Annotated in this window: 17 protein-coding genes; 13 read left to right on the forward strand and 4 right to left on the reverse strand. The window is 70.0% G+C overall.

Annotated elements, in window-relative coordinates; genetic code table 11:
* Positions 1 to 80: 80 nt before the first annotated feature.
* Together ACWDZ6_RS29165 and ACWDZ6_RS29170 are read left to right on the forward strand one after the other, a co-directional pair.
* Positions 81 to 1,895: an ABC transporter transmembrane domain-containing protein gene (locus ACWDZ6_RS29165; protein ID WP_451505243.1), complete on the forward strand. Its 1,815-nt coding sequence runs from the start codon at positions 81 to 83 to the stop codon at positions 1,893 to 1,895.
* Positions 1,892 to 3,673, forward strand: coding sequence for an ABC transporter ATP-binding protein (locus ACWDZ6_RS29170; protein WP_451505223.1), 1,782 nt, complete (start codon positions 1,892 to 1,894; stop codon positions 3,671 to 3,673). Before ACWDZ6_RS29165 ends, ACWDZ6_RS29170 begins: the two co-directional genes overlap by 4 nt.
* 13 nt (positions 3,674 to 3,686) lie before the next feature.
* On the opposite strand, the gene ACWDZ6_RS29175 is transcribed toward ACWDZ6_RS29170, so the two are convergent.
* Complete coding sequence (locus ACWDZ6_RS29175; protein ID WP_326648336.1) at positions 3,687 to 4,478, reverse strand: metal-dependent hydrolase; 792 nt, start codon at positions 4,476 to 4,478, stop codon at positions 3,687 to 3,689.
* Positions 4,479 to 4,538: 60 nt separating this feature from the next.
* Here ACWDZ6_RS29175 and ACWDZ6_RS29180 point away from each other — a divergent pair, with 60 nt between their 5' ends.
* The 3 genes from ACWDZ6_RS29180 (at position 4,539) to ACWDZ6_RS29190 (ending at position 8,673) form a co-directional block, all read left to right on the forward strand.
* Positions 4,539 to 7,112: a DEAD/DEAH box helicase gene (locus tag ACWDZ6_RS29180; RefSeq protein WP_451505224.1), complete on the forward strand. Its 2,574-nt coding sequence runs from the start codon at positions 4,539 to 4,541 to the stop codon at positions 7,110 to 7,112.
* Between the two features lie 32 nt (positions 7,113 to 7,144).
* A complete protein-coding gene (locus ACWDZ6_RS29185; protein WP_326648338.1) occupies positions 7,145 to 8,017 on the forward strand; it encodes an acyl-CoA thioesterase in 873 nt (290 codons plus the stop codon).
* Positions 8,018 to 8,184: 167 nt separating this feature from the next.
* A complete protein-coding gene (locus ACWDZ6_RS29190) occupies positions 8,185 to 8,673 on the forward strand; it encodes a glutathione peroxidase (RefSeq protein ID WP_451505225.1) in 489 nt (162 codons plus the stop codon).
* A gap of 101 nt (positions 8,674 to 8,774) precedes the next feature.
* Here ACWDZ6_RS29190 and ACWDZ6_RS29195 read toward each other — a convergent pair whose 3' ends face one another.
* Positions 8,775 to 10,001: an acyl-CoA dehydrogenase family protein gene (locus tag ACWDZ6_RS29195; protein ID WP_366732669.1), complete on the reverse strand. Its 1,227-nt coding sequence runs from the start codon at positions 9,999 to 10,001 to the stop codon at positions 8,775 to 8,777.
* A gap of 156 nt (positions 10,002 to 10,157) precedes the next feature.
* Here ACWDZ6_RS29195 and ACWDZ6_RS29200 point away from each other — a divergent pair, with 156 nt between their 5' ends.
* On the forward strand, positions 10,158 to 10,805 hold the full coding sequence (locus ACWDZ6_RS29200) for a TetR family transcriptional regulator (RefSeq protein WP_366732668.1): 648 nt from the start codon (positions 10,158 to 10,160) through the stop codon (positions 10,803 to 10,805).
* Between the two features lie 81 nt (positions 10,806 to 10,886).
* Here ACWDZ6_RS29200 and def read toward each other — a convergent pair whose 3' ends face one another.
* Entirely contained in the window at positions 10,887 to 11,432 is a 546-nt protein-coding gene (def, locus tag ACWDZ6_RS29205) for a peptide deformylase (RefSeq protein ID WP_451505226.1), read from the reverse strand.
* Positions 11,433 to 11,547: 115 nt separating this feature from the next.
* Between def and ACWDZ6_RS29210 the strand changes: the two genes are divergently transcribed.
* From ACWDZ6_RS29210 to ACWDZ6_RS29230, 5 genes are all read left to right on the forward strand, one after another.
* Positions 11,548 to 12,786 (forward strand): Mur ligase family protein, encoded by a 1,239-nt coding sequence (locus ACWDZ6_RS29210; RefSeq protein WP_366732666.1) that lies wholly within the window; start codon positions 11,548 to 11,550, stop codon positions 12,784 to 12,786.
* 29 nt (positions 12,787 to 12,815) lie between these two features.
* Positions 12,816 to 13,544, forward strand: a complete 729-nt coding sequence (locus ACWDZ6_RS29215) for a type 1 glutamine amidotransferase (protein ID WP_326648345.1) — start codon at positions 12,816 to 12,818, stop codon at positions 13,542 to 13,544.
* Between the two features lie 149 nt (positions 13,545 to 13,693).
* Entirely contained in the window at positions 13,694 to 14,719 is a 1,026-nt protein-coding gene (locus ACWDZ6_RS29220) for a 6-phosphofructokinase (protein WP_366732665.1), read from the forward strand.
* Between the two features lie 129 nt (positions 14,720 to 14,848).
* Complete coding sequence (locus ACWDZ6_RS29225) at positions 14,849 to 15,799, forward strand: cytochrome c oxidase assembly protein (RefSeq protein ID WP_451505227.1); 951 nt, start codon at positions 14,849 to 14,851, stop codon at positions 15,797 to 15,799.
* A 63-nt stretch (positions 15,800 to 15,862) separates the two neighbouring features.
* Positions 15,863 to 16,021 (forward strand): hypothetical protein, encoded by a 159-nt coding sequence (locus ACWDZ6_RS29230; RefSeq protein WP_326648349.1) that lies wholly within the window; start codon positions 15,863 to 15,865, stop codon positions 16,019 to 16,021.
* A 10-nt stretch (positions 16,022 to 16,031) separates the two neighbouring features.
* Here ACWDZ6_RS29230 and ACWDZ6_RS29235 read toward each other — a convergent pair whose 3' ends face one another.
* On the reverse strand, positions 16,032 to 16,439 hold the full coding sequence (locus ACWDZ6_RS29235) for an SSI family serine proteinase inhibitor (RefSeq protein ID WP_451505228.1): 408 nt from the start codon (positions 16,437 to 16,439) through the stop codon (positions 16,032 to 16,034).
* 414 nt (positions 16,440 to 16,853) lie between these two features.
* Between ACWDZ6_RS29235 and ACWDZ6_RS29240 the strand changes: the two genes are divergently transcribed.
* Complete coding sequence (locus tag ACWDZ6_RS29240) at positions 16,854 to 17,561, forward strand: lysophospholipid acyltransferase family protein (RefSeq protein WP_366732662.1); 708 nt, start codon at positions 16,854 to 16,856, stop codon at positions 17,559 to 17,561.
* A 64-nt stretch (positions 17,562 to 17,625) separates the two neighbouring features.
* Complete coding sequence (locus tag ACWDZ6_RS29245) at positions 17,626 to 18,690, forward strand: NAD-dependent epimerase/dehydratase family protein (protein WP_451505229.1); 1,065 nt, start codon at positions 17,626 to 17,628, stop codon at positions 18,688 to 18,690.
* The last annotated feature ends 59 nt before the right edge of the window (positions 18,691 to 18,749 follow it).

An 18,749-nucleotide genomic window follows, 5' to 3' on the forward strand; every position in this document is an offset into this window, starting at 1 on the left:
CGCAATATTCGATTGCCGCGGAGGGCTTCGAAAGGCGAACCTTGCACGGTTTGGGCCACACTTTCGAGCACTGGGACGTCATGCAGATTCGCGATCTTCCGTATCCCGATCCAGGCGATCCCGACGTCCGGTCCGGCACCCATTTTCTGCTGTGGCTCGGTCGGAATCAGCTGGGCGGTCAGCTCAAGGCCCTGCTCTGGGGGTTGATGCACCAGCTCGGCATCGCCGGGCTGCCGCTCGGGGTGGGCCTGGCCGTCCAGGCCGTGGTGGACCGCTCCGGCGAGCGGCTGGCGTACGCGGGCGGGCTGATCGCACTGCTCGGCGCGGCCGTCTCGCTGGGCGACACGATGCTGCACCGCACCGCCGTCACCAACTGGATCACCGCGGCCGCCCGTGTCCAGCAGCTGCTGGCCCGCAGGACCGCGGAGCTCGGCGCGGTGCTGACCCGCCGGGTCGCCGCGGGCGAGGTCGTCGCGGTCTCGACCGGCGACGTGGAGAAGATCGGCTGGTTCGTCGAAGCGCTGTCGCGGTTCGCGGCGGCCGCCACCACGCTGATCGTGGTCTGCGTCGGTCTCGTGATCTACCAGCCCGCCCTCGGGTTGATGGTCGCGATCGGCATACCGGTACTGGCCCTGGCCGTACTGCCGTTGCTGCCCCGCGCCACCCGGCGCGCGGACATCCAGCGCGAGAAGGCGGGCAAGGCCACCGAGCTGGCGTCCGACACGGTCGCCGGCCTGCGGGTGCTGCGCGGTATCGGCGGAGAGGAACTGTTCCTCGGCCGCTACCGCCGGGCGTCGCAGGAGGTGCGCAGGGCCGCCGTCCGCAGCGCCCGTATGTGGGCGCTGATCTCCGCGATCCAGGTGCTGCTGCCCGGTCTGCTGATGACCGCGGTGGTCGGGTACGGCGCGCAGCTCACACTCGACGGCCGCATCGAGGTGGGCCAGCTGGTCACCGTCTACAGCGCGGTGCTGCTGACGCACTACCCACTGCGGAACTTCGAGGAGATCGCCATGGCCTTCTCCTTCTCCCGGCCCTCCGCGAAGCGGGCGGCCCGGGTGCTGGCACTGCGCCGCACGACGGAGCCGTCCGGGGTCGCGTACGGCCGCCCCAGCGGTGATCTGTACGACCCGGTCACCGGTGTTCTCGCTCCGGCCGGCCGGTTCACCGCCGTGGTGTGCGGTGACCCGGACGCCGCCGGAGTGCTGGCCGAACGCCTCGGCGGGCATCCGGCCGCCGAGGCGGACCAGGTCACGTCCGTACTGCTCGGCGGCGTGCCGCTGGACGAGCTGGCGCTGGAGGAGTCCCGTGCCGCCGTCCTCGTACAGGACAAGGATCCGGTGCTGCTCTCCGGCACTCTGCGGGAGCTGCTCGATGTCCCCTCCTCCGGCCAGGTGTCCGCCGAGGACGCGCTCGACGCGGCCCAGTGCGGTGATGTGCTGGACGCTCTCGCCCAGGCGTCGGTGGACACCGCCGGCGACCCGATGGGCACACGGATCACCGAGCGCGGCCGGTCCCTGTCGGGTGGCCAGCGGCAGCGACTCGCGCTGGCCCGTTCGCTGGTCACCGACCCCGAGGTGCTGGTCCTGGACGAGCAGACATCGGCCGTCGACTCGCACACGGAGGCGCGGGTGGCGGCGGGCGTCAAGCGCCTGCGCGCGGACCGTACGACCGTGGTCCTCGCCTCGTCGCCGCTGCTGCTGGACCTCGCGGACCGGGTGGTGCTGGTGGACAACGCCGAGGTGGTGGCCGTCGGCCTGCACCGGGAGCTGCTGCGCACCGAGCCGCGTTACCGGGCCGTCGTCACCCGTGAGACGGATGACGAGGCCGAGGAGCGGCTGAAGGCGCCCGAAGCCGCCGGACTGGAAGCATTCGCGGAGATCGAGGGGTCGGCATGATCGGAATCGCACCGCCTCAGTACGACCCGGCGGCACCGGAGTCGGCGACGACGCTGCCCGTCGGCGGTACCGCGACCGTACGGTCCTATGTGCGCGAGCTGCTGCACCGGCACCGGCGCGCCTTCGTCGCACTGATCGCCGTCAACGCGATCGCGGTGATCGCCTCCATGACGGGCCCGTATCTGCTCGGCTCGGTGGTGGAGCGGCTGACGGACGGGGCGCGCGAGCTCCATCTGGAGCGCACCATCGCGGTGTTCACGCTCGCGCTCGTCGTCCAGACCGTGTTCGTACGGCTGGTACGGCTGCGCGGCGCGATGCTCGGCGAGGAGATGCTGGCCGATCTGCGTGAGGACTTCCTCGTGCGGTCGGTCGGCCTGCCGCCGGGCGTGCTGGAGCGGGCCGGTACCGGCGATCTGCTCTCCCGTATCACCACCGACATCGACCGGCTGGCCAACGCCATGCGTGAGGCCGTGCCGCAGCTCGCCATCGGCGTGGTGTGGGCGGTGCTGCTGCTGGGCGGTCTCACGGTGACTGCGCCGCCGCTGGCACTTGCGGTGCTGGTGGCCGCCCCGCTGCTGGTGGTGGGCTGCCGCTGGTACTTCAGGCGGGCGCCTTCCGCGTACCGCTCGGAGGCGGCCGGTTACGCGGCGGTCGCCGCCGTACTCGCCGAGACGGTCGACGCTGGCCGGACCGTCGAGGCGCATCGCCTCGGCGCTCGCCGCATCGCGCTCTCCGACCAGCGGGTCAAGGAGTGGACGTCCTGGGAGCGCTACACGCTCTATCTGCGCTCGGTCCTCTTCCCCGTCATCAACATCACTCATGTCACGGTGCTCGGGTCGGTGCTGATGATCGGCGGCTGGTTCGTCCTGCGGGGCTGGATCGACGTCGGTCAGCTGACCACGGGCGCGCTGCTGGCCCAGATGCTCGTCGACCCGGTCGGGATCATCCTGCGCTGGTACGACGAGCTGCAGGTGGCCCAGGTGTCGCTGGCCAGGCTGGTGGGCGTCCGGGAGATCGAGCCGGACGCGGGCGACGACAGGGTCAGTCCGGACGGACGCGACGTGCGCGCGGACGAGGTGCACTTCGGCTACCGCGAGGGCGTGGACGTGCTGCACCAGGTGTCCCTGAGCGTGGCGCCGGGCACCCGGCTGGCCCTGGTCGGTCCGTCCGGCGCGGGCAAGTCGACGCTGGGCCGACTGCTCGCGGGTATCTACGCGCCGCGGGCGGGACAGGTCACCCTCGGCAAGGCCGAGCTGTCCCGGATGCCCGCGGAGCGCGTTCGGGAACATGTAGCGCTCGTCAACCAGGAGCACCACGTCTTCGTGGGGTCGCTGCGCGACAACCTGCTGCTGGCTCGTACCGGTGCGTCCGACGCGGAGCTGTGGGCGGCGCTCGGCGCGGTCGACGCGGCCTCCTGGTCACGGAGTCTCGACGACGGCCTGGACACCGAGGTCGGCTCGGGCGGCCTCGCCCTGACCCCGGCCCAGGCCCAGCAGATCGCACTGGCCCGCCTGGTCCTCGCGGACCCGCACACGCTGGTCCTGGACGAGGCGACCTCGCTCCTCGACCCGCGTGCCGCACGGCATCTGGAGCGCTCGCTGTCCCGGGTCCTGGACGGCCGCACGGTGGTGGCGATCGCTCACCGCCTGCACACCGCGCACGACGCGGATGTGATCGCGGTGGTGGAAGAGGGCCGGATCAGCGAGCTGGGCAGCCACGACGAACTGGTGGCGGCCGACGGCGCGTACGCGGCACTGTGGCGTTCCTGGCACGGGTGAGCACCGCGGAACGCTAGATGTAGCCCATCGCCGCCGCGCCGCCCACTCCCCCGAGCAGCATGAACACCGGCATCAGCACCTTCAGTTCCACCCAGCTGCCCGCCCTGAACCGCATCGCCTTCGGCGGGCCGATCGGGTACCAGCGCTTGCGGCCCACCGGGATCGGCCACAGGATCGGGCAGCCCGAGATGGTCAGCGCGTCGCCGATGTCGTGCACCAGGGCGCCCAGCACTATCGGCAGGCCGAGCCACAGGTACTCCTGGCCCGGGGCCGTGAACAGCCAGTCCGCGCCGTTGCCCGGCTTGTCCAGCACTCCCGCCAGGATCCATGCGCTGGTGGCGCCCAGCAGCCACACCAGTACGTCGCTGGAGACCCGGGCGGCCCGCCACAGCAGGCCCTCCACCGCGAGCACCAGGTGGACGAAGAGGATCGCGAGGACCGCCCACCGGCCCCCCGTGATCGCCAGCGCCGAGGTGCCGGCGCCGATCAGTACCGCCCACAGCCAGGTGTGGGTGAGTGTGCGGTGGCCGCCGGTCCTGCGCTTGTCGCCGGGCTTCTTCGTCGCCTTGTAGACGGCGTACGACAGCTTGTCCACGACCTCGCACAGTCCGCGCGAGACGGGCCCGAAGGCCCGCGAGATCGTCGCCGCCTTGTGGTCGAGGTCGGGCGCGAGTGCCGCACCCGCGCAGATCAGCGCTCCGACGACGAGGACAGGCCACGGCATCGGGTGGCCGGCGGCGGCGGTCGCCGCGCCCACCCCCAGCCAGGCAGCCGCCCCGGACAGAGAGTGCGCCGGTCCCATCATGTGCGTTCCCGCCCCATTGCTCTTGTGGTGAAGCCCAGTTGACAGCGCAGCATATCGCCCATGATCTTGTCGCCGTCGCCCGGTTCCCTGATCCGGGCGGAAGGCAGGCAAGATGGGTGCGTGACCCTTATTGATCAGCTGCCGCCGGATGCCGACCCCGATGCCCTCTTCGAAGCCTTCTCCTCGTGGGCCGAAGGCCAGGGCATCACGCTCTACCCGGCTCAGGAGGAGGCGCTGATCGAGGTGGTATCCGGGGCCAATGTGATCCTTTCCACTCCCACCGGCTCGGGAAAGAGCCTGGTCGCGGCGGGTGCGCACTTCACGGCGCTGGCTCAGGACAAGGTCACCTTCTACACGGCGCCGATCAAGGCGCTGGTCTCCGAGAAGTTCTTCGACCTCTGCAAGCTCTTCGGCACGGAGAACGTCGGGATGCTGACGGGCGACGCGTCCGTCAACGCCGATGCCCCGGTGATCTGCTGCACCGCCGAGGTGCTGGCCTCCATCGCGCTGCGTGACGGCAAGGACGCCGATATCGGCCAGGTCGTGATGGACGAGTTCCACTTCTACGCCGAGCCGGACCGCGGCTGGGCCTGGCAGATCCCGCTTCTCGAACTGCCGCAGGCGCAGTTCATCCTGATGTCGGCGACGCTCGGTGACGTCTCCCGGTTCGAGGGCGACCTGACCCGACGCACCGGCCGTCCCACCTCGGTAGTGCGCTCCGCGAGCCGCCCGGTCCCGCTCTCCTACGAGTACCGGCGGTCGCCGATCACTGAGACGCTGACCGAACTGCTGGAGACCAAGCAGGCGCCGGTCTACATCGTGCACTTCACACAGGCGGCGGCCGTGGAGCGCGCCCAGTCGCTCATGAGCATCAACATGTGCTCGCGCGAGGAGAAGGACCGGATCGCCGAGTTGCTCGGCAGCTTCCGGTTCACCACCAAGTTCGGCCGCAATCTCTCCCGTTATGTACGGCACGGCATCGGCGTCCACCACGCCGGCATGCTTCCCAAGTACCGGCGGCTGGTCGAAAAGCTAGCCCAGGCGGGCCTGTTGAAGGTCATCTGCGGCACGGACACGCTCGGGGTCGGTGTCAACGTCCCCATCCGTACCGTGCTGTTCACGGCACTGACCAAGTACGACGGCACGCGTGTACGCACCCTGCGTGCCCGTGAGTTCCACCAGATCGCGGGCCGCGCGGGCCGCGCCGGCTTCGACACCTCCGGACTGGTCGCCGCCCAGGCGCCCGAGCATGTCATCGAGAACGACAAGGCGCTCGCGAAGGCCGGAGACGATCCGAAGAAGCGCCGCAAGGTCGTCCGCAAGAAGGCGCCCGAGGGCTTTGTCGCCTGGTCGGACACCACCTTCGAGAAGCTCATCGCCTCCGACCCGGAGCCGCTGACCTCCCGTTTCCGGGTCACGCACACCATGCTGCTGTCGATCATCGCCCGGCCGGGAAACGCCTTCGACGCGATGCGCCGTCTCCTGGAGGACAACCACGAGCCGCGCAAGAACCAGCTCCGCCACATTCGCCGCGCGATCGCCATCTACCGCTCGCTTCTCGACGGCGGCGTGGTCGAGCGGCTCGACACACCCGACCCCGAGGGCCGCATCGTCCGCCTCACCGTCGATCTCCAGCACGACTTCGCGCTCAACCAGCCGCTGTCCACCTTCGCGCTGGCCTCCTACGAGCTGCTTGACCCCGAATCGCCTTCGTACGCCCTGGACATGGTCTCGGTGGTGGAGTCCACGCTGGACGATCCGCGCCAGATCCTCGCCGCCCAGCAGAACAAGGCGCGCGGCGAGGCGGTCGCGCTGATGAAGGCGGACGGCGTCGAGTACGAGGAGCGGATGGAGCGGCTGCAGGACGTCTCGTACCCCAAGCCGCTGGAAGAGCTGCTGTGGCACGCGTACAACGTCTACCGCAAGAGCCACCCGTGGGTCGGCGACCATCCCGTCTCGCCGAAGTCCGTCATCCGTGACATGTACGAACGGGCCCTGTCCTTCACGGAGTTCACCTCCTTCTACGAGCTGGCCCGCACCGAGGGCATCGTGCTGCGCTACCTCGCGGGCGCGTACAAGGCGCTGGAGCACACCATCCCGGACGATCTGAAGTCCGAGGACCTCGAGGACCTGACCGCCTGGCTCGGCGAGATGGTGCGCCAGGTCGACTCCAGCCTGCTGGACGAGTGGGAGCAGCTCGCCAACCCGGAGATCGAGACGGCCGAGCAGGCACAGGAGAAGGCCGACCAGGTCAAGCCGGTCACCGCCAACGCCCGCGCCTTCCGGGTCCTGGTGCGCAACGCGATGTTCCGTCGGGTCGAGCTGGCCGCGCTGGACAAGGTCGGCGAACTCGGCGAGCTGGACGCCGAGTCGGGCTGGGACGCGGACGCCTGGGGCGAGGCGATGGACGCGTACTGGGACGAGTACGAGGAGCTGGGCACCGGTCCCGACGCCCGCGGGCCGAAGCTGCTGCTGATCGAGGAGGACGCGGAGCACGGCCTGTGGCGCGTCCGGCAGATCTTCGCCGATCCGAACGGCGACCATGACTGGGGAATCAGCGCGGAGGTCGATCTCGCTGCCTCCGACGAGGAAGGCCTCGCGGTCGTACGCGTCACCGCCGTCGGCCAGCTCTGACCCGGCCGGCCCTGAACACTGGAGAACACCTGATGACGAACCCGGCCGAGCGCCTGGTCGATCTGCTCGACCTGGAGCAGATCGAGGTCAATATCTTCCGCGGTCGCAGCCCCGAGGAGTCCCTGCAACGGGTCTTCGGCGGGCAGGTGGCGGGCCAGGCCCTGGTCGCCGCCGGGCGTACGACGGACGGCGAGCGGCCCGTGCACTCGCTGCACGCGTACTTCCTGCGGCCGGGAATCCCCGGCGTGCCCATCGTCTATCAAGTCGAACGGGTCAGGGACGGCCGGTCGTTCACCACCCGCCGGGTCACCGCCGTGCAGCAGGGCAAGACCATCTTCAATCTGACCGCCTCCTTCCACCGGCCGGAGGAAGGCAGCATCGAGCATCAGCTGCCGCCGCGCCTGGAATTCCCGGACCCCGAGTCCCTGCCCTCGGTCACCACCGAGATCCGTGAGCATCTCGGCGCCCTCCCCGAGGCGCTGGAGCGGATGGAGCGCCGTCAGCCCTTCGACATCCGGTATGTCGACCGGCTGCGCTGGACCCCGGAGGAGATCAAGGAGGCGGACCCGCGCAGCGCGGTGTGGATGCGCGCGGTGGGCCCGCTGGGCGACGACCCGCTGGTGCACACCTGCGCACTGACGTATGCGAGCGACATGACGCTCCTGGACGCGGTCCGTATCCCGGTGGAGCCGCTCTGGGGTCCGCGCGGCTTCGACATGGCATCGCTGGACCATGCGATGTGGTTCCACCGGCCGTTCCGCGCGGACGAGTGGTTCCTGTACGACCAGGAGTCCCCGATCTCGACCGGCGGCCGGGGACTGGCTCGTGGCCGTATCTACGACCGCGAGGGCAGGCTGCTGGTGTCGGTGGTGCAGGAAGGGCTCTTCAGACCGCTCGGCGGCTGAAGCGGTCCATGGGCCCCGGGGCCGGCGCCGGCGAGGAGCAGCGGGTCCCCGGTCGCGGTCCATACCGACGTCACCCTCGGCCGACTCCCCGGGGCCGACCGGCTTCGTGGCACCGCGTCCCCGGGGTCCACAATGAACATCGATTGCCCGCCACCGAGGAGAACCCGATGACCCTGTACGACATCCCGCTGCGCACGCTGACCGGCGAGCCCACCTCCCTGGCCGACTACCGCGGCCAGGCGGTCCTGCTGGTGAACGTCGCCTCCAAGTGCGGTCTGACCCCGCAGTACGCCGGCCTGGAGCGGCTGCAGAAGCAGTACGGCGAGCAGGGCTTCACGGTCCTGGGTGTGCCGTGCAACCAGTTCGCGGGCCAGGAGCCGGGAAGTGCGCAGGAGATCGAGTCCTTCTGCTCGGCCACATACGGTGTGACCTTCCCCATGCTGGAGAAGACCGAGGTGAACGGCGCGGACCGGCACCCGCTGTACGCGGAGCTGACGAAGGTCGCGGACAGCGAGGGCGAGTCCGGCGACGTGCAGTGGAACTTCGAGAAGTTCCTGATCGGCAAGGGCGGCGCGGTCGTGTCACGGATCCGCCCGCGCACCGAGCCCGAGGCCCCCGAGGTCGTCGCCGCGATCGAGGCGCTGCTCTCCGCCTGACGTCCTGCGTCCTCGACCGCAGGACGGGGCTTGCTGTGCTCTGTCCCCGGTCGGAAGGAGCTTGGTCAAGCTCCTTCCGACCGGGGGAAGAACCGACCGCGCTAGCGGATCGGCATGCCAGAGAGGGTTCTGGCGATCACCAGGCGCTGGATCTCGCTCGTGCCCTCGAAGATCGTGTAGATCGCGGAGTCGCGGTGCATGCGCTCCACCGGGTACTCACGGGTGTAGCCGTTGCCGCCCAGGATCTGGATGGCCTGCGCCGTCACCTTCTTGGCGGTCTCACTGGCGAACAGCTTGGACATGGAGCCCTCGGCGGAGTTGAAGGGCTTGCCCGTCACCGCCATCCAGGAGGCGCGCCACACCAGCAGTCGCGCCGCGTCGATCTGGGTGCGCATGTCGGCCAGCTGGAAGGCGATGCCCTGGTTGTCGATGATCGGGCGGCCGAACTGGGTGCGGGTCATGGCGTAGTCGAGTGCGACTTCGTACGCGGCGCGGGCGGTGCCCACCGCCATCGCGCCGACCGCGGGCCGGGACGCCTCGAAGGTGGCCATGGCCGCGTTCTTCACCCGCTCGCCGCCGGACTTGGCGCGCTCGCCCGCCCGGGCCAGGCGCTCGTCCAGCTTCTCCTTGCCGCCGAGCAGGCAGTGCCCGGGAAGGCGTACGTCCTCCAGCACCACCTCGGCGGTGTGGGAGGCGCGGATGCCGTGCTTCTTGAACTTCTGGCCCTGCGAGAGACCGGGGGTGTTCGGCGGCACGATGAACGAGGCGTGGCCCTTGGAGCCGATCTCCGGGTCGACGACCGCGACCACGACATGGACGTTGGCGATACCGCCGTTGGTCGCCCAGGTCTTGGTGCCGTTGAGTACCCACTCGTCCTTGGCCTCGTCGTACACCGCGCGCGTACGCATCGCGCCGACGTCCGAGCCGGCGTCCGGCTCGGAGGAGCAGAAGGCCGCGACCTTCACATCGTGCACGTCGCCGTACATCTGCGGAATCCAGGTGCCGATCTGCTCCTCGGTTCCGTTGGCGAGGACACCGACGGCCGCAAGTCCCGTACCGACGATGGAAAGGCCGATGCCGGCGTCGCCCCAGAAGAGCTCCTCCGTCGCCATCGGGATGCCGAGACCGGTCGGGTCGACGTACTGCTGGGCGTAGAAGTCGAGGGAGTAGATTCCCACCTTGGCCGCTTCCTGGATGACGGGCCAGGGGGTCTCCTCACGCTCGTCCCACTCGGCGGCGGCCGGGCGCATCACGTCCTTGGCGAAACCGTTCAGCCAATCGCGGACCTGCTTCTGGTCGTCGTTGAGTTCGAGCGTGAACTCGGCCATGTTCGCCTCCAGCGCTGCACGTTACTAACGGTAACATCAGTCTGTTACTGGCGAGTAGCCCGTGTCAACCGGCAACTGCCCGATCCCCTGTACACGCGGGCATGGTGTTACGTTGCGCAGGCGTCACGCAATCGTTCGGGCGGGGAGAAACAAACTATGGAGACCACACAGCACGCAGCCGGCCAGCAACGGTCGGCCGACCAGCGGCGCCGGGAGCTGCTCGAAGCCGCGGACCGGGTGGTGCTCCGGGACGGCCCGCAGGCCTCCATGAACGCCATCGCCGCCGAGGCGGGCATCACCAAACCCATCCTGTACCGGCACTTCGGCGACAAGGGCGGCCTCTACCGTGCGCTCGCCAAGCGCCACACCGACGCCCTGCTGGACGCCCTGCGGGCAGCGGTGGACGCTCCCGCCGACCGCCGCGAGCGGGTCGAGGCGACTCTCGACACCTACCTCGCCGCGATCGAGGCACGGCCGCAGGTCTACCGCTTCCTGATGCATCCGGCCGAGGACGCCCAGCCGTCGGAGGCCGGCTTCGACGTCGGCCGCCACTCGGCGCCACTGCTGCGCCGGCTCGGCGAGGAGCTGGCGAAAGTGATCTACGACCGGGTCGACCTGGGACCCGGCAGCGAACAGCTGGCCCGGGTGTGGGGCCATGGCATCGTCGGCATGATGCACGCGGCCGGTGACTGGTGGCTCGGCGAACGCCCGTGCTCCCGCGCCGAGTTGGTGCGCAGCCTCGCCGATCTGCTCTGGGGCCGGCTGGCCGCGGCCGGCGACCGCGCCGGCGGCCCGGTCTTCTGACGGGCCGAGCGGCATCGACGGCCGGTCGCCGAGAGCCGGTCGCCGAGAGCCGATTGCCGGCCGTCGGCTGTTGACGGCCGGTCAGGTGGCGCTTCCCCAGCCCGCCCGCCGGGCCGCGCGCAGCGCCCTGGCCCGGCGCCAGCCCCTGAGACGGTCCGTGTAGACCGTCCCCTCCAGGTGGTCGTACTCGTGCTGCAGGCACCGCGCGAAGAACCCGCTGCCCTCGACCCGTACCGGCTTCGCGTCCGCCGTCACACCCTCCACCACCACGTGGTCGAAACGCTCCGTACCGGCTTCGAGGCCCGGCAGCGACAGACAGCCCTCCGCGCCGCGCACCGTGACACCGTCCGCCTCCACCAGACGCGGGTTGACGATGTGTCCGAGGTGACGGACGTCCTCGTCGTCGGGGCAGTCGTAGACGAACACCCGCAGCGGTATCCCGACCTGGTTCGCGGCGAGGCCCACTCCCTGGGCCGCGTACATCGTCGCGAACATGTCCTCGATCAGCCTCGACAGCGCGGGAGAGAAGTCGGTGACGGTCTCGCAGGGGGCGTGCAGCAGCGGATCTCCGAGCAGGCTCATGGCCCTCACGAGTCCGGAACTGCCGGGGATCGGCCGGTTTCGCATGGCCGTAAGCGTACGTTCCGCCTGGACCTCCACGTTTTCCGACGGTGCCGAGGTGCGGGCGGCAGACAGGACATCGATAGGCTGAGCCCGACCGATGCAAGGAGGATCAAGGACGATGTCAGGCAACTCGGAGCCCCTGACGCCGCGCGCCAAGCTGGCCGTGACGGCAGGCAAGGCCGCAGCGGCGGTATCGCGCGCCGCCGGACGCGGCAGCGGATCGGTGATCGGCGGCCGGGTCGCGCTCAAGCTCGACCCCGATCTGCTGGGGCGGCTGGCGCAGCACCTGGACGTCGTCCTCGTGTCGGCGACCAACGGCAAGACCACCACGACCCGGCTGATCGCCGAGGCGCTGCGGGCCAGCGGCCCGGTCGTCTCCAACGCGCTCGGCGCCAATATGCCCGCGGGCATCACCTCCGCGCTGGCCGGTGGATCGGACGCCAAATTCGGTGTGATCGAGGTCGACGAGAAGTACCTCGCGGGCGTCGCCCGTGATGTGACGCCCAAGGCGATCGCGCTGCTCAACCTCTCGCGCGACCAGCTGGACCGCGCCGCCGAGACCCGCATGCTCGCCGAGAAGTGGCGTGAGGGCCTGTCCGGTACGAAGGCCATGGTCATCGCCAACGCCGACGACCCGCTGATCGTGTGGGCCGCGTCCTCCTCCCCCAACGTGGTGTGGGTGGCCGCCGGGCAGGAGTGGAAGGACGACGCCTGGTCCTGCCCGTCCTGCGGCGGTGTGATGCAGCGCCCCGGCGACGACTGGTTCTGCGGCGAGTGCGGCTTCCGCCGCCCCGCGCCGAGCTGGGTACTCAGCGGCGACCACGTCCTGGACCCGCACGGCTCCGCCTGGCCGATCCACCTCCAGCTGCCCGGCCGCGCCAACAAGGCGAACGCCGCCACCTCCGCCGCGGTCGCCGCCTGCTTCGGCGTGCCGCCGCAGGTCGCGCTGGAGCGCATGTACTCCGTGCAGGCCGTCGCCGGCCGGTACGACGTCGTCAGCTTCCTGGGCCGCGATCTGCGACTGCTGCTCGCGAAGAACCCGGCCGGCTGGCTGGAGACGTTCTCGCTGATCGACCCGCCGCCGACCCCGGTCATCCTCTCCGTGAACGCCCGCGGCGCCGACGGCACGGACACCTCCTGGCTCTGGGACGTCGACTACACCCGGCTCGCCGGGCATCCGATCTTCGTCATCGGCGACCGCAAGCTGGACCTCGCCGTGCGTCTGGAGGTGGCGGGCCTGGACTTCCGGGTGTGCGAGTCCGTCGACGAGGCGGTTCAGCTCGCCCCGCCCGGACGGATCGAGGCGATCGCCAACTACACCGCCTTCCAGGACCTGCGCCGCCGCGTCGGCAACTGACCCGCGGACCCCGAAAAGGACTTACGAGCATGAGCGACAACAGCCTGCGTCTGGTCTGGGTCTACCCGGACCTGCTGAGCACCTACGGCGACCAGGGCAACGCCCTCGTCGTGGAGCGCCGGGCCCGCCAGCGCCGCCTGGACGTGATGCGTATCGACGTACGCAGCGACCAGCCGATCCCGACGTCCGGAGACATCTATCTCATCGGCGGCGGCGAGGACCGGCCGCAGCGGCTCGCCGCCGAGCGGCTGCGCCGCGACGGCGGACTCAGCCGGGCCGCCGCCAACGGAGCGATCATCTTCTCGGTCTGCGCCGGCTATCAGATCCTCGGCCATGAGTTCATCAACGACCTCGGCGAGCGCGAGCCGGGGCTCGGCCTGATCGACGTGGTCTCCACCCGCGGTGACGGCGAGCGGTGCGTCGGCGACGTACTGGCGGACATCGACCCGCGACTGGGCCTGCCGCAGCTGACCGGTTTCGAGAACCACCAGGGCATCACCCACCTCGGCCCCTCTGCCCGGCCGTTCGCCCGGGTCCAGCTCGGCCGGGGCAACGGCACCGGCGACGGCACCGAGGGCGCGTACAACGACACCGTCTTCGGCACCTATATGCACGGCCCGGTCATGGCCCGCAATCCGCAGATCGCGGACCTGCTGCTGAAGCTGGCCCTCGATGTGAACGCGCTGCCGCCGACCGACGAGCGGTGGTACGAGGCGCTGCGCGCCGAGCGCATCGCGTCCGCGACGCAGCCCGCCTGAGACCCGCCCGACACCCGCCGGACGGCAAGCTGCCGTCCATCAGTCGGACGCCCGGTTCGGCCCCGCCACCTTGCGCCGGTAGGGTGGCGGGGATCCTGCCGGACGACGTGGTCCGGGAACCGGCCCACGTTGCAAAGGTATTTCGGGCTATGCGCATTGGTGTGCTCACCTCCGGTGGCGACTGCCCCGGTCTGAACGCCGTCATCCGTTCCGTCGTACACCGAGCCGTCGTCGATCACGGCGACGAGGTCATCGGCTTCCACGACGGCTGGAAGGGCCTTCTGGAGTGCGACTACCGCAAGCTCGACCTTGACGCGGTGGGCGGCATCCTGGCCCGCGGCGGCACGATCCTCGGTTCCTCCCGGGTCCAGCCCGCGCATCTGCGCGACGGCGTGGAGCGGGCCAAGGGGCATGTCGCCGAGCTCGGCCTCGACGCGATCATCCCGATCGGCGGTGAAGGCACTCTCAAGGCGGCCAACCTCCTCTCCGAGAGCGGGCTGCCGATCGTCGGCGTGCCGAAGACCATCGACAACGACATCGCCTCGACCGACGTCACGTTCGGGTTCGACACCGCCGTCGGTGTGGCGACCGAGGCGCTGGACCGGCTGAAGACCACCGCCGAATCGCACCAGCGGGTGCTGATCGTCGAGGTCATGGGGCGGCACACCGGCTGGATCGCGCTGCACTCCGGTATGGCGGCGGGCGCGCACGCCATCGTCGTCCCGGAGCGGCCCTTCGACATCGGCGAGCTGAGCGAGCGGGTGGGCGAGCGGTTCTCGGCCGGCAAGAAGTTCGCGATCGTCGTGGTCGCGGAGGGCGCCAAGCCGCGCGAGGGCTCGATGGAGTTCAACGAGGGCGGCAAGGACATCTACGGACACGAGCGCTTCGCGGGCGTGGCGCAGCAGCTCTCCGTCGAGCTGGAGCAGCGGCTCGGCAAGGAGGCCCGCGCGGTGATCCTCGGGCATGTGCAGCGCGGCGGCACCCCGACCGCGTACGACCGTGTGCTCGCGACCCGCTTCGGCTGGCACGCCGTTGAGGCGGCGCACCGCGGTGAGTTCGGCATGATGACCGCGCTGCGCGGCACGGACATCACCATGGTGCCGCTGGCGCAGGCCGTGGAGACGCTGAAGACCGTCCCGTCCGAGCGGTACGCCGAGGCCGAGTGCGTGCTCTGATTTTGGTACATGTGTGAATGAACTGCCCCCGGTCGCAGCCGCGGCCGGGGGCAGTTCTACCCTGGTGCGGACAACCGGTACGAAACAGATCCGGTCGGCATCAAGGAACGTTCCGGCGGGAGTGCGCAGATGGATCACAGCGGGCACGGCATGACGATGGATCTGCCGCCGTTCACGCTGGGGCGAGGGCTCGAGTACTCACCGGATCCGTTCTTCCTGGCCGGCTGTCTGCTGGGGCTGGCTCTCTACGGCTGGGGCGTGCTGCGGCTGCGCGGGCGCGGCGACAGGTGGCCGGTCAGCCGCACCGTCTTCTTCACACTCGGCGTACTGAGCGTCGCGCTGGTGATGTGCACCAGGCTCAATGACTACGGCATGGTCATGTTCAGCGTGCACATGATGCAGCACATGGTGATCAGCATGCTCTCGCCGATCGTGCTGCTGCTCGGCGCGCCGGTGACGCTGGCGCTGCGCGCGCTGCCGGTCGCCGGCCGGGGCCGAAAGGGGCCGCGCGAGCTGCTGCTGGCCCTGCTGCACAGCCGTTACCTGCGCATCGTCACGCACCCCGCCTTCACCATCCCGCTCTTCATCGCGAGCCTGTACGCGCTCTATTTCACCCCTCTCTTCGACTTCCTCATGGGGTCCAGGACGGGGCACGCGTCGATGATGGTGCACTTCCTTGCCGTGGGCCTGGTCTTCTTCTGGCCGATCATGGGCGTGGACCCGGGGCCGCACCGGCCCGGCTATGTGATGCGCATGCTGGAGCTCTTCGCCGGCATGCCGTTCCACGCCTTCTTCGGTATCGCGCTGATGATGGCGACCGAGCCGATGATCAAGGCGTACGAGAATCCCCCGGCCTCGCTCGGTATCGACGCGCTCACCGACCAGAACGCTGCGGGCGGTATCGCCTGGGCGTTCAGCGAGATCCCCTCGGTACTGGTGCTGATCGCGCTGGTCTTCCAGTGGTACCGCTCCGAGCAGCGGCAGGCCAGGCGGTCGGACCGGGCCGCGGACCGCAATGGGGACAAGGAGCTCGAGGCGTACAACGCATATCTCGCCTCGCTCCAGGCGCGCGGGCAGTAGCGCGGAGCCCTCCTCCCGGGTGACGATGATTCCGACGGCCGTGGCCGTCGGAGGAGGGCGCGCATGTCCGGATCCACGAAGGCGATGGGAGTGCTCACCGTCGGGACCCTGGTGGTCGTGACGGCCTACACGGCAGCACTGGGAAGCAATGGCTGGCTCTGGTTCGGCTGGGTTGTGCTCGGTCTGGTGACGATCGGGGTGGTCGCGTCCCGCACCGGCTGACCAGGGGGCCTCAGAAGCGGAAGACGACTCCGGTCGCCACGTCGAGCGCGCACGCGTTCGGATAAGTCCTGTGCCAGGCGATGGGGAGGCCGCGCCAGGTGCCGGTGGCACTGACCGTGACCGGGTCGAACCTTCTGTCGCACGGTCGCGGATCGCCGGGCAGCGCGTCCAGGTCTCCGTCGGCCGCGGAGAGTGCCGCGCAGGCGGCACCGGCGTGCGGGTGCGGTCCGTCGGCCTGCGCCGGGCACTGCAGCAGGACCCCGCGGATCCAGGTGTCCTCGGAACCCGACACGGTCAGGAGCAGGCCCTCGGCGGGCATGGGCACCTCGGCGGCGGTATGCGCGGGCGAGGCCGCTGCGGGGGCAGCGGCCGAGAGGGCGATGATGGCGGCTGCGGCGAACGTGGCAGTGCGGTGCATCGAGTACTCCAGGGGCTCGGGCCCGACGCACGGTCGGGCCGGGCACAGGGCCAGAGCACCTTTCGATGCCGGCGCAGGCAAGTGGCCGCGCCGCCGGGGTAGCGCGTACGGGCGCGGCGATTCGCCCGCCCGACAGCTATGACGTGCCGTCACCAGGCCTGACGTGCCACGGAGCCCGGGGCCGCGCCGGCGCGGGTGCCTCGGCCGCGGCGAAGGGCACCGGCCGAAGGGCACCGGAAGATCTGACATAGCATCAGGATCTTCGGAGTTGAGCCCTCATTGAGTCAGTATCTGTCCGGTCCCAGACGCTTACACCCGGTGACGACTGCACCTAGACTGACCCTCCCCCGGCATACCTGATGACCTGGCACAACGCAGCCCTGGAGCCGGTTCCGCGGAGTGAGGAGCGCCCCATTGTTCTATTACGTGCTCAAATACGTCATTCTGGGGCCGCTGTTGCGGTTGCTGTTCCGGCCCAGGATCGAGGGACTCGAGCACATCCCCGCGGAGGGCGCGGCGATCGTCGCGGGCAACCATCTTTCGTTCTCGGACCACTTCCTGATGCCGGCCATCATCAAGCGGCGCATCACCTTCCTCGCGAAGGCCGAGTACTTCACGGGCCCGGGCCTGAAGGGCCGGCTGACCGCCGCGTTCTTCCGCAGCGCGGGGCAGATCCCGGTGGACCGCTCCGGCAAGGAGGCGGGCAAGGCGGCCATCCGCGAGGGGCTGGGAGTGCTGAGCAAGGGCGAGCTGCTGGGAATTTACCCCGAGGGCACCCGCTCGCACGACGGCCGTCTCTACAAGGGCAAGGTCGGTGTCGCGGTGATGGCGCTCAAGGCGCAGGTGCCGGTGGTGCCGTGCGCGATGGTGGGGACGTTCGAGATCCAGCCGCCCGGACAGGTCATGCCGAAGATCAAACGGGTCACCGTCCGCTTCGGCGAGCCGATGGACTTCTCTCGGTACGCGGGCATGGAGGACGAGAAGGCGGCCATCCGCGCCGTGACCGACGAGATCATGTACGCGATCCTCGAGCTGTCGGGCCAGGAGTACGTGGACCGCTACGCCGCCGACGTGAAGGCGGAACTGGAGCAGCCGAAGAAGTTCCCGCGACGACGAGGCTGAGAGCGAATCTGCGCTCGGCGAAGAGGCCTGGCCCGGCATCCACCGCGCACCTAGCGTGCCTTCCATGACCAGAGGAAGCGTGTTCGTGCTCGGTGCGACAGGACAGGTGGGACGGGCGGCGGTGACCGCGCTCGCCGCGGACGGCTGGGAGGTACGGGCGGCCTCGCGCGGCGGCGGCCGGGACGAGCGGTGGCCCGCGGACGTACAGGTGGTCCGGGTCGACCGGGAGAACGACGCGGCTCTGGCCGCCGCGCTCGGCGACGGCTGCGACGTGCTGGTGGACATGGTCGCCTACGGACAGGGCCACGCACGGCAGTTGCGGGCTCTCTCCGACCGGATCGGCTCGGCGGTCGTGATCTCCAGCGGCGCGGTGTACGAAGACGACCGGGGCCGTAACTTCGACACCCAGGACGCGCCCGACGGCTTTCCGCGCTATCCGGTGCCGATTCCGGAGTCGCAGCGGGTCGTGACGCCCTCAGAGGCGACGTACGGCACCCGCAAGGTGGCGCTGGAGCGGGAACTGCTGGCGGCGGGCGACGAGTTGCCGGTGACCCTGCTGCGCGCGGGCGCCATCCACGGAATGCACTGCCGTGGTCCGCGCGAACTGTTCTTCGTGAAGCGAGCGCTGGACCGGCGCCCGGTGCGCGTCCTCGCGTACAACGGGCAGTCCCGCTTCCACCCCGTCCATGTCGGCAATCTCGCCGAGTTGATCCGGCTGGCGGCGGCAATACCGGGCGCGAGGGTGCTCAACGCCGGTGATCCGGACGTGCCGACGGTCGCGGAGATCAGCGCGGGAGTGGACGCGGCGCTCGGCGTGAGAAGCGAGACCGTCCTCATCGACGGACCGGCGCCGGTGGGCGCGGTGGGTCTCACTCCGTGGGGGCTGGACCATCCGATCGTGTACGACATGAGGGCGGCGGAGCGGGAGTTGGGGTACCGAGCCGTCACCGGCTATGCAGAATCGCTGCCGACGACCGTCGAGTGGCTCGCCCGGCAGCTCGACGGCCGCGACTGGCGCGAGATCTTCAGCGGACTCGTGAAGTACAAGGACGACTGGTTCGACTACGCGGCGGAGGACTCCTGGCTGAGGGGGAGCGCGGTGAGCGATCGGGGACATACGCCGAGCTGATCCGCCCCGCTGGACCGGCGGGCACGGCCCCGGACCGTGCGCCGGGCGCTGCGTTGCGT

Source organism: Streptomyces sp. NPDC002926 (assembly GCF_053591755.1).

Excerpts from the sequence above, each read along its gene's own strand:
- ACWDZ6_RS29210 (WP_366732666.1), top strand. The coding sequence starts at position 11,548 with ATGTCAGGCAACTCGGAGCCCCTGACGCCGCGCGCCAAGCTGGCCGTG.
- ACWDZ6_RS29170 (WP_451505223.1), top strand. The coding sequence starts at position 1,892 with ATGATCGGAATCGCACCGCCTCAGTACGACCCGGCGGCACCGGAGTCG.
- ACWDZ6_RS29220 (WP_366732665.1), top strand. The coding sequence starts at position 13,694 with ATGCGCATTGGTGTGCTCACCTCCGGTGGCGACTGCCCCGGTCTGAAC.
- ACWDZ6_RS29195 (WP_366732669.1), bottom strand. The coding sequence starts at position 10,001 with ATGGCCGAGTTCACGCTCGAACTCAACGACGACCAGAAGCAGGTCCGC.
- ACWDZ6_RS29245 (WP_451505229.1), top strand. The coding sequence starts at position 17,626 with ATGACCAGAGGAAGCGTGTTCGTGCTCGGTGCGACAGGACAGGTGGGA.
- ACWDZ6_RS29225 (WP_451505227.1), top strand. The coding sequence starts at position 14,849 with ATGGATCACAGCGGGCACGGCATGACGATGGATCTGCCGCCGTTCACG.
- def (WP_451505226.1), bottom strand. The coding sequence starts at position 11,432 with ATGCGAAACCGGCCGATCCCCGGCAGTTCCGGACTCGTGAGGGCCATG.
- ACWDZ6_RS29165 (WP_451505243.1), top strand. The coding sequence starts at position 81 with ATGCAGATTCGCGATCTTCCGTATCCCGATCCAGGCGATCCCGACGTC.
- ACWDZ6_RS29185 (WP_326648338.1), top strand. The coding sequence starts at position 7,145 with ATGACGAACCCGGCCGAGCGCCTGGTCGATCTGCTCGACCTGGAGCAG.
- ACWDZ6_RS29175 (WP_326648336.1), bottom strand. The coding sequence starts at position 4,478 with ATGATGGGACCGGCGCACTCTCTGTCCGGGGCGGCTGCCTGGCTGGGG.
- ACWDZ6_RS29180 (WP_451505224.1), top strand. The coding sequence starts at position 4,539 with ATGATCTTGTCGCCGTCGCCCGGTTCCCTGATCCGGGCGGAAGGCAGG.
- ACWDZ6_RS29235 (WP_451505228.1), bottom strand. The coding sequence starts at position 16,439 with ATGCACCGCACTGCCACGTTCGCCGCAGCCGCCATCATCGCCCTCTCG.
- ACWDZ6_RS29190 (WP_451505225.1), top strand. The coding sequence starts at position 8,185 with ATGACCCTGTACGACATCCCGCTGCGCACGCTGACCGGCGAGCCCACC.
- ACWDZ6_RS29230 (WP_326648349.1), top strand. The coding sequence starts at position 15,863 with ATGTCCGGATCCACGAAGGCGATGGGAGTGCTCACCGTCGGGACCCTG.
- ACWDZ6_RS29200 (WP_366732668.1), top strand. The coding sequence starts at position 10,158 with ATGGAGACCACACAGCACGCAGCCGGCCAGCAACGGTCGGCCGACCAG.
- ACWDZ6_RS29215 (WP_326648345.1), top strand. The coding sequence starts at position 12,816 with ATGAGCGACAACAGCCTGCGTCTGGTCTGGGTCTACCCGGACCTGCTG.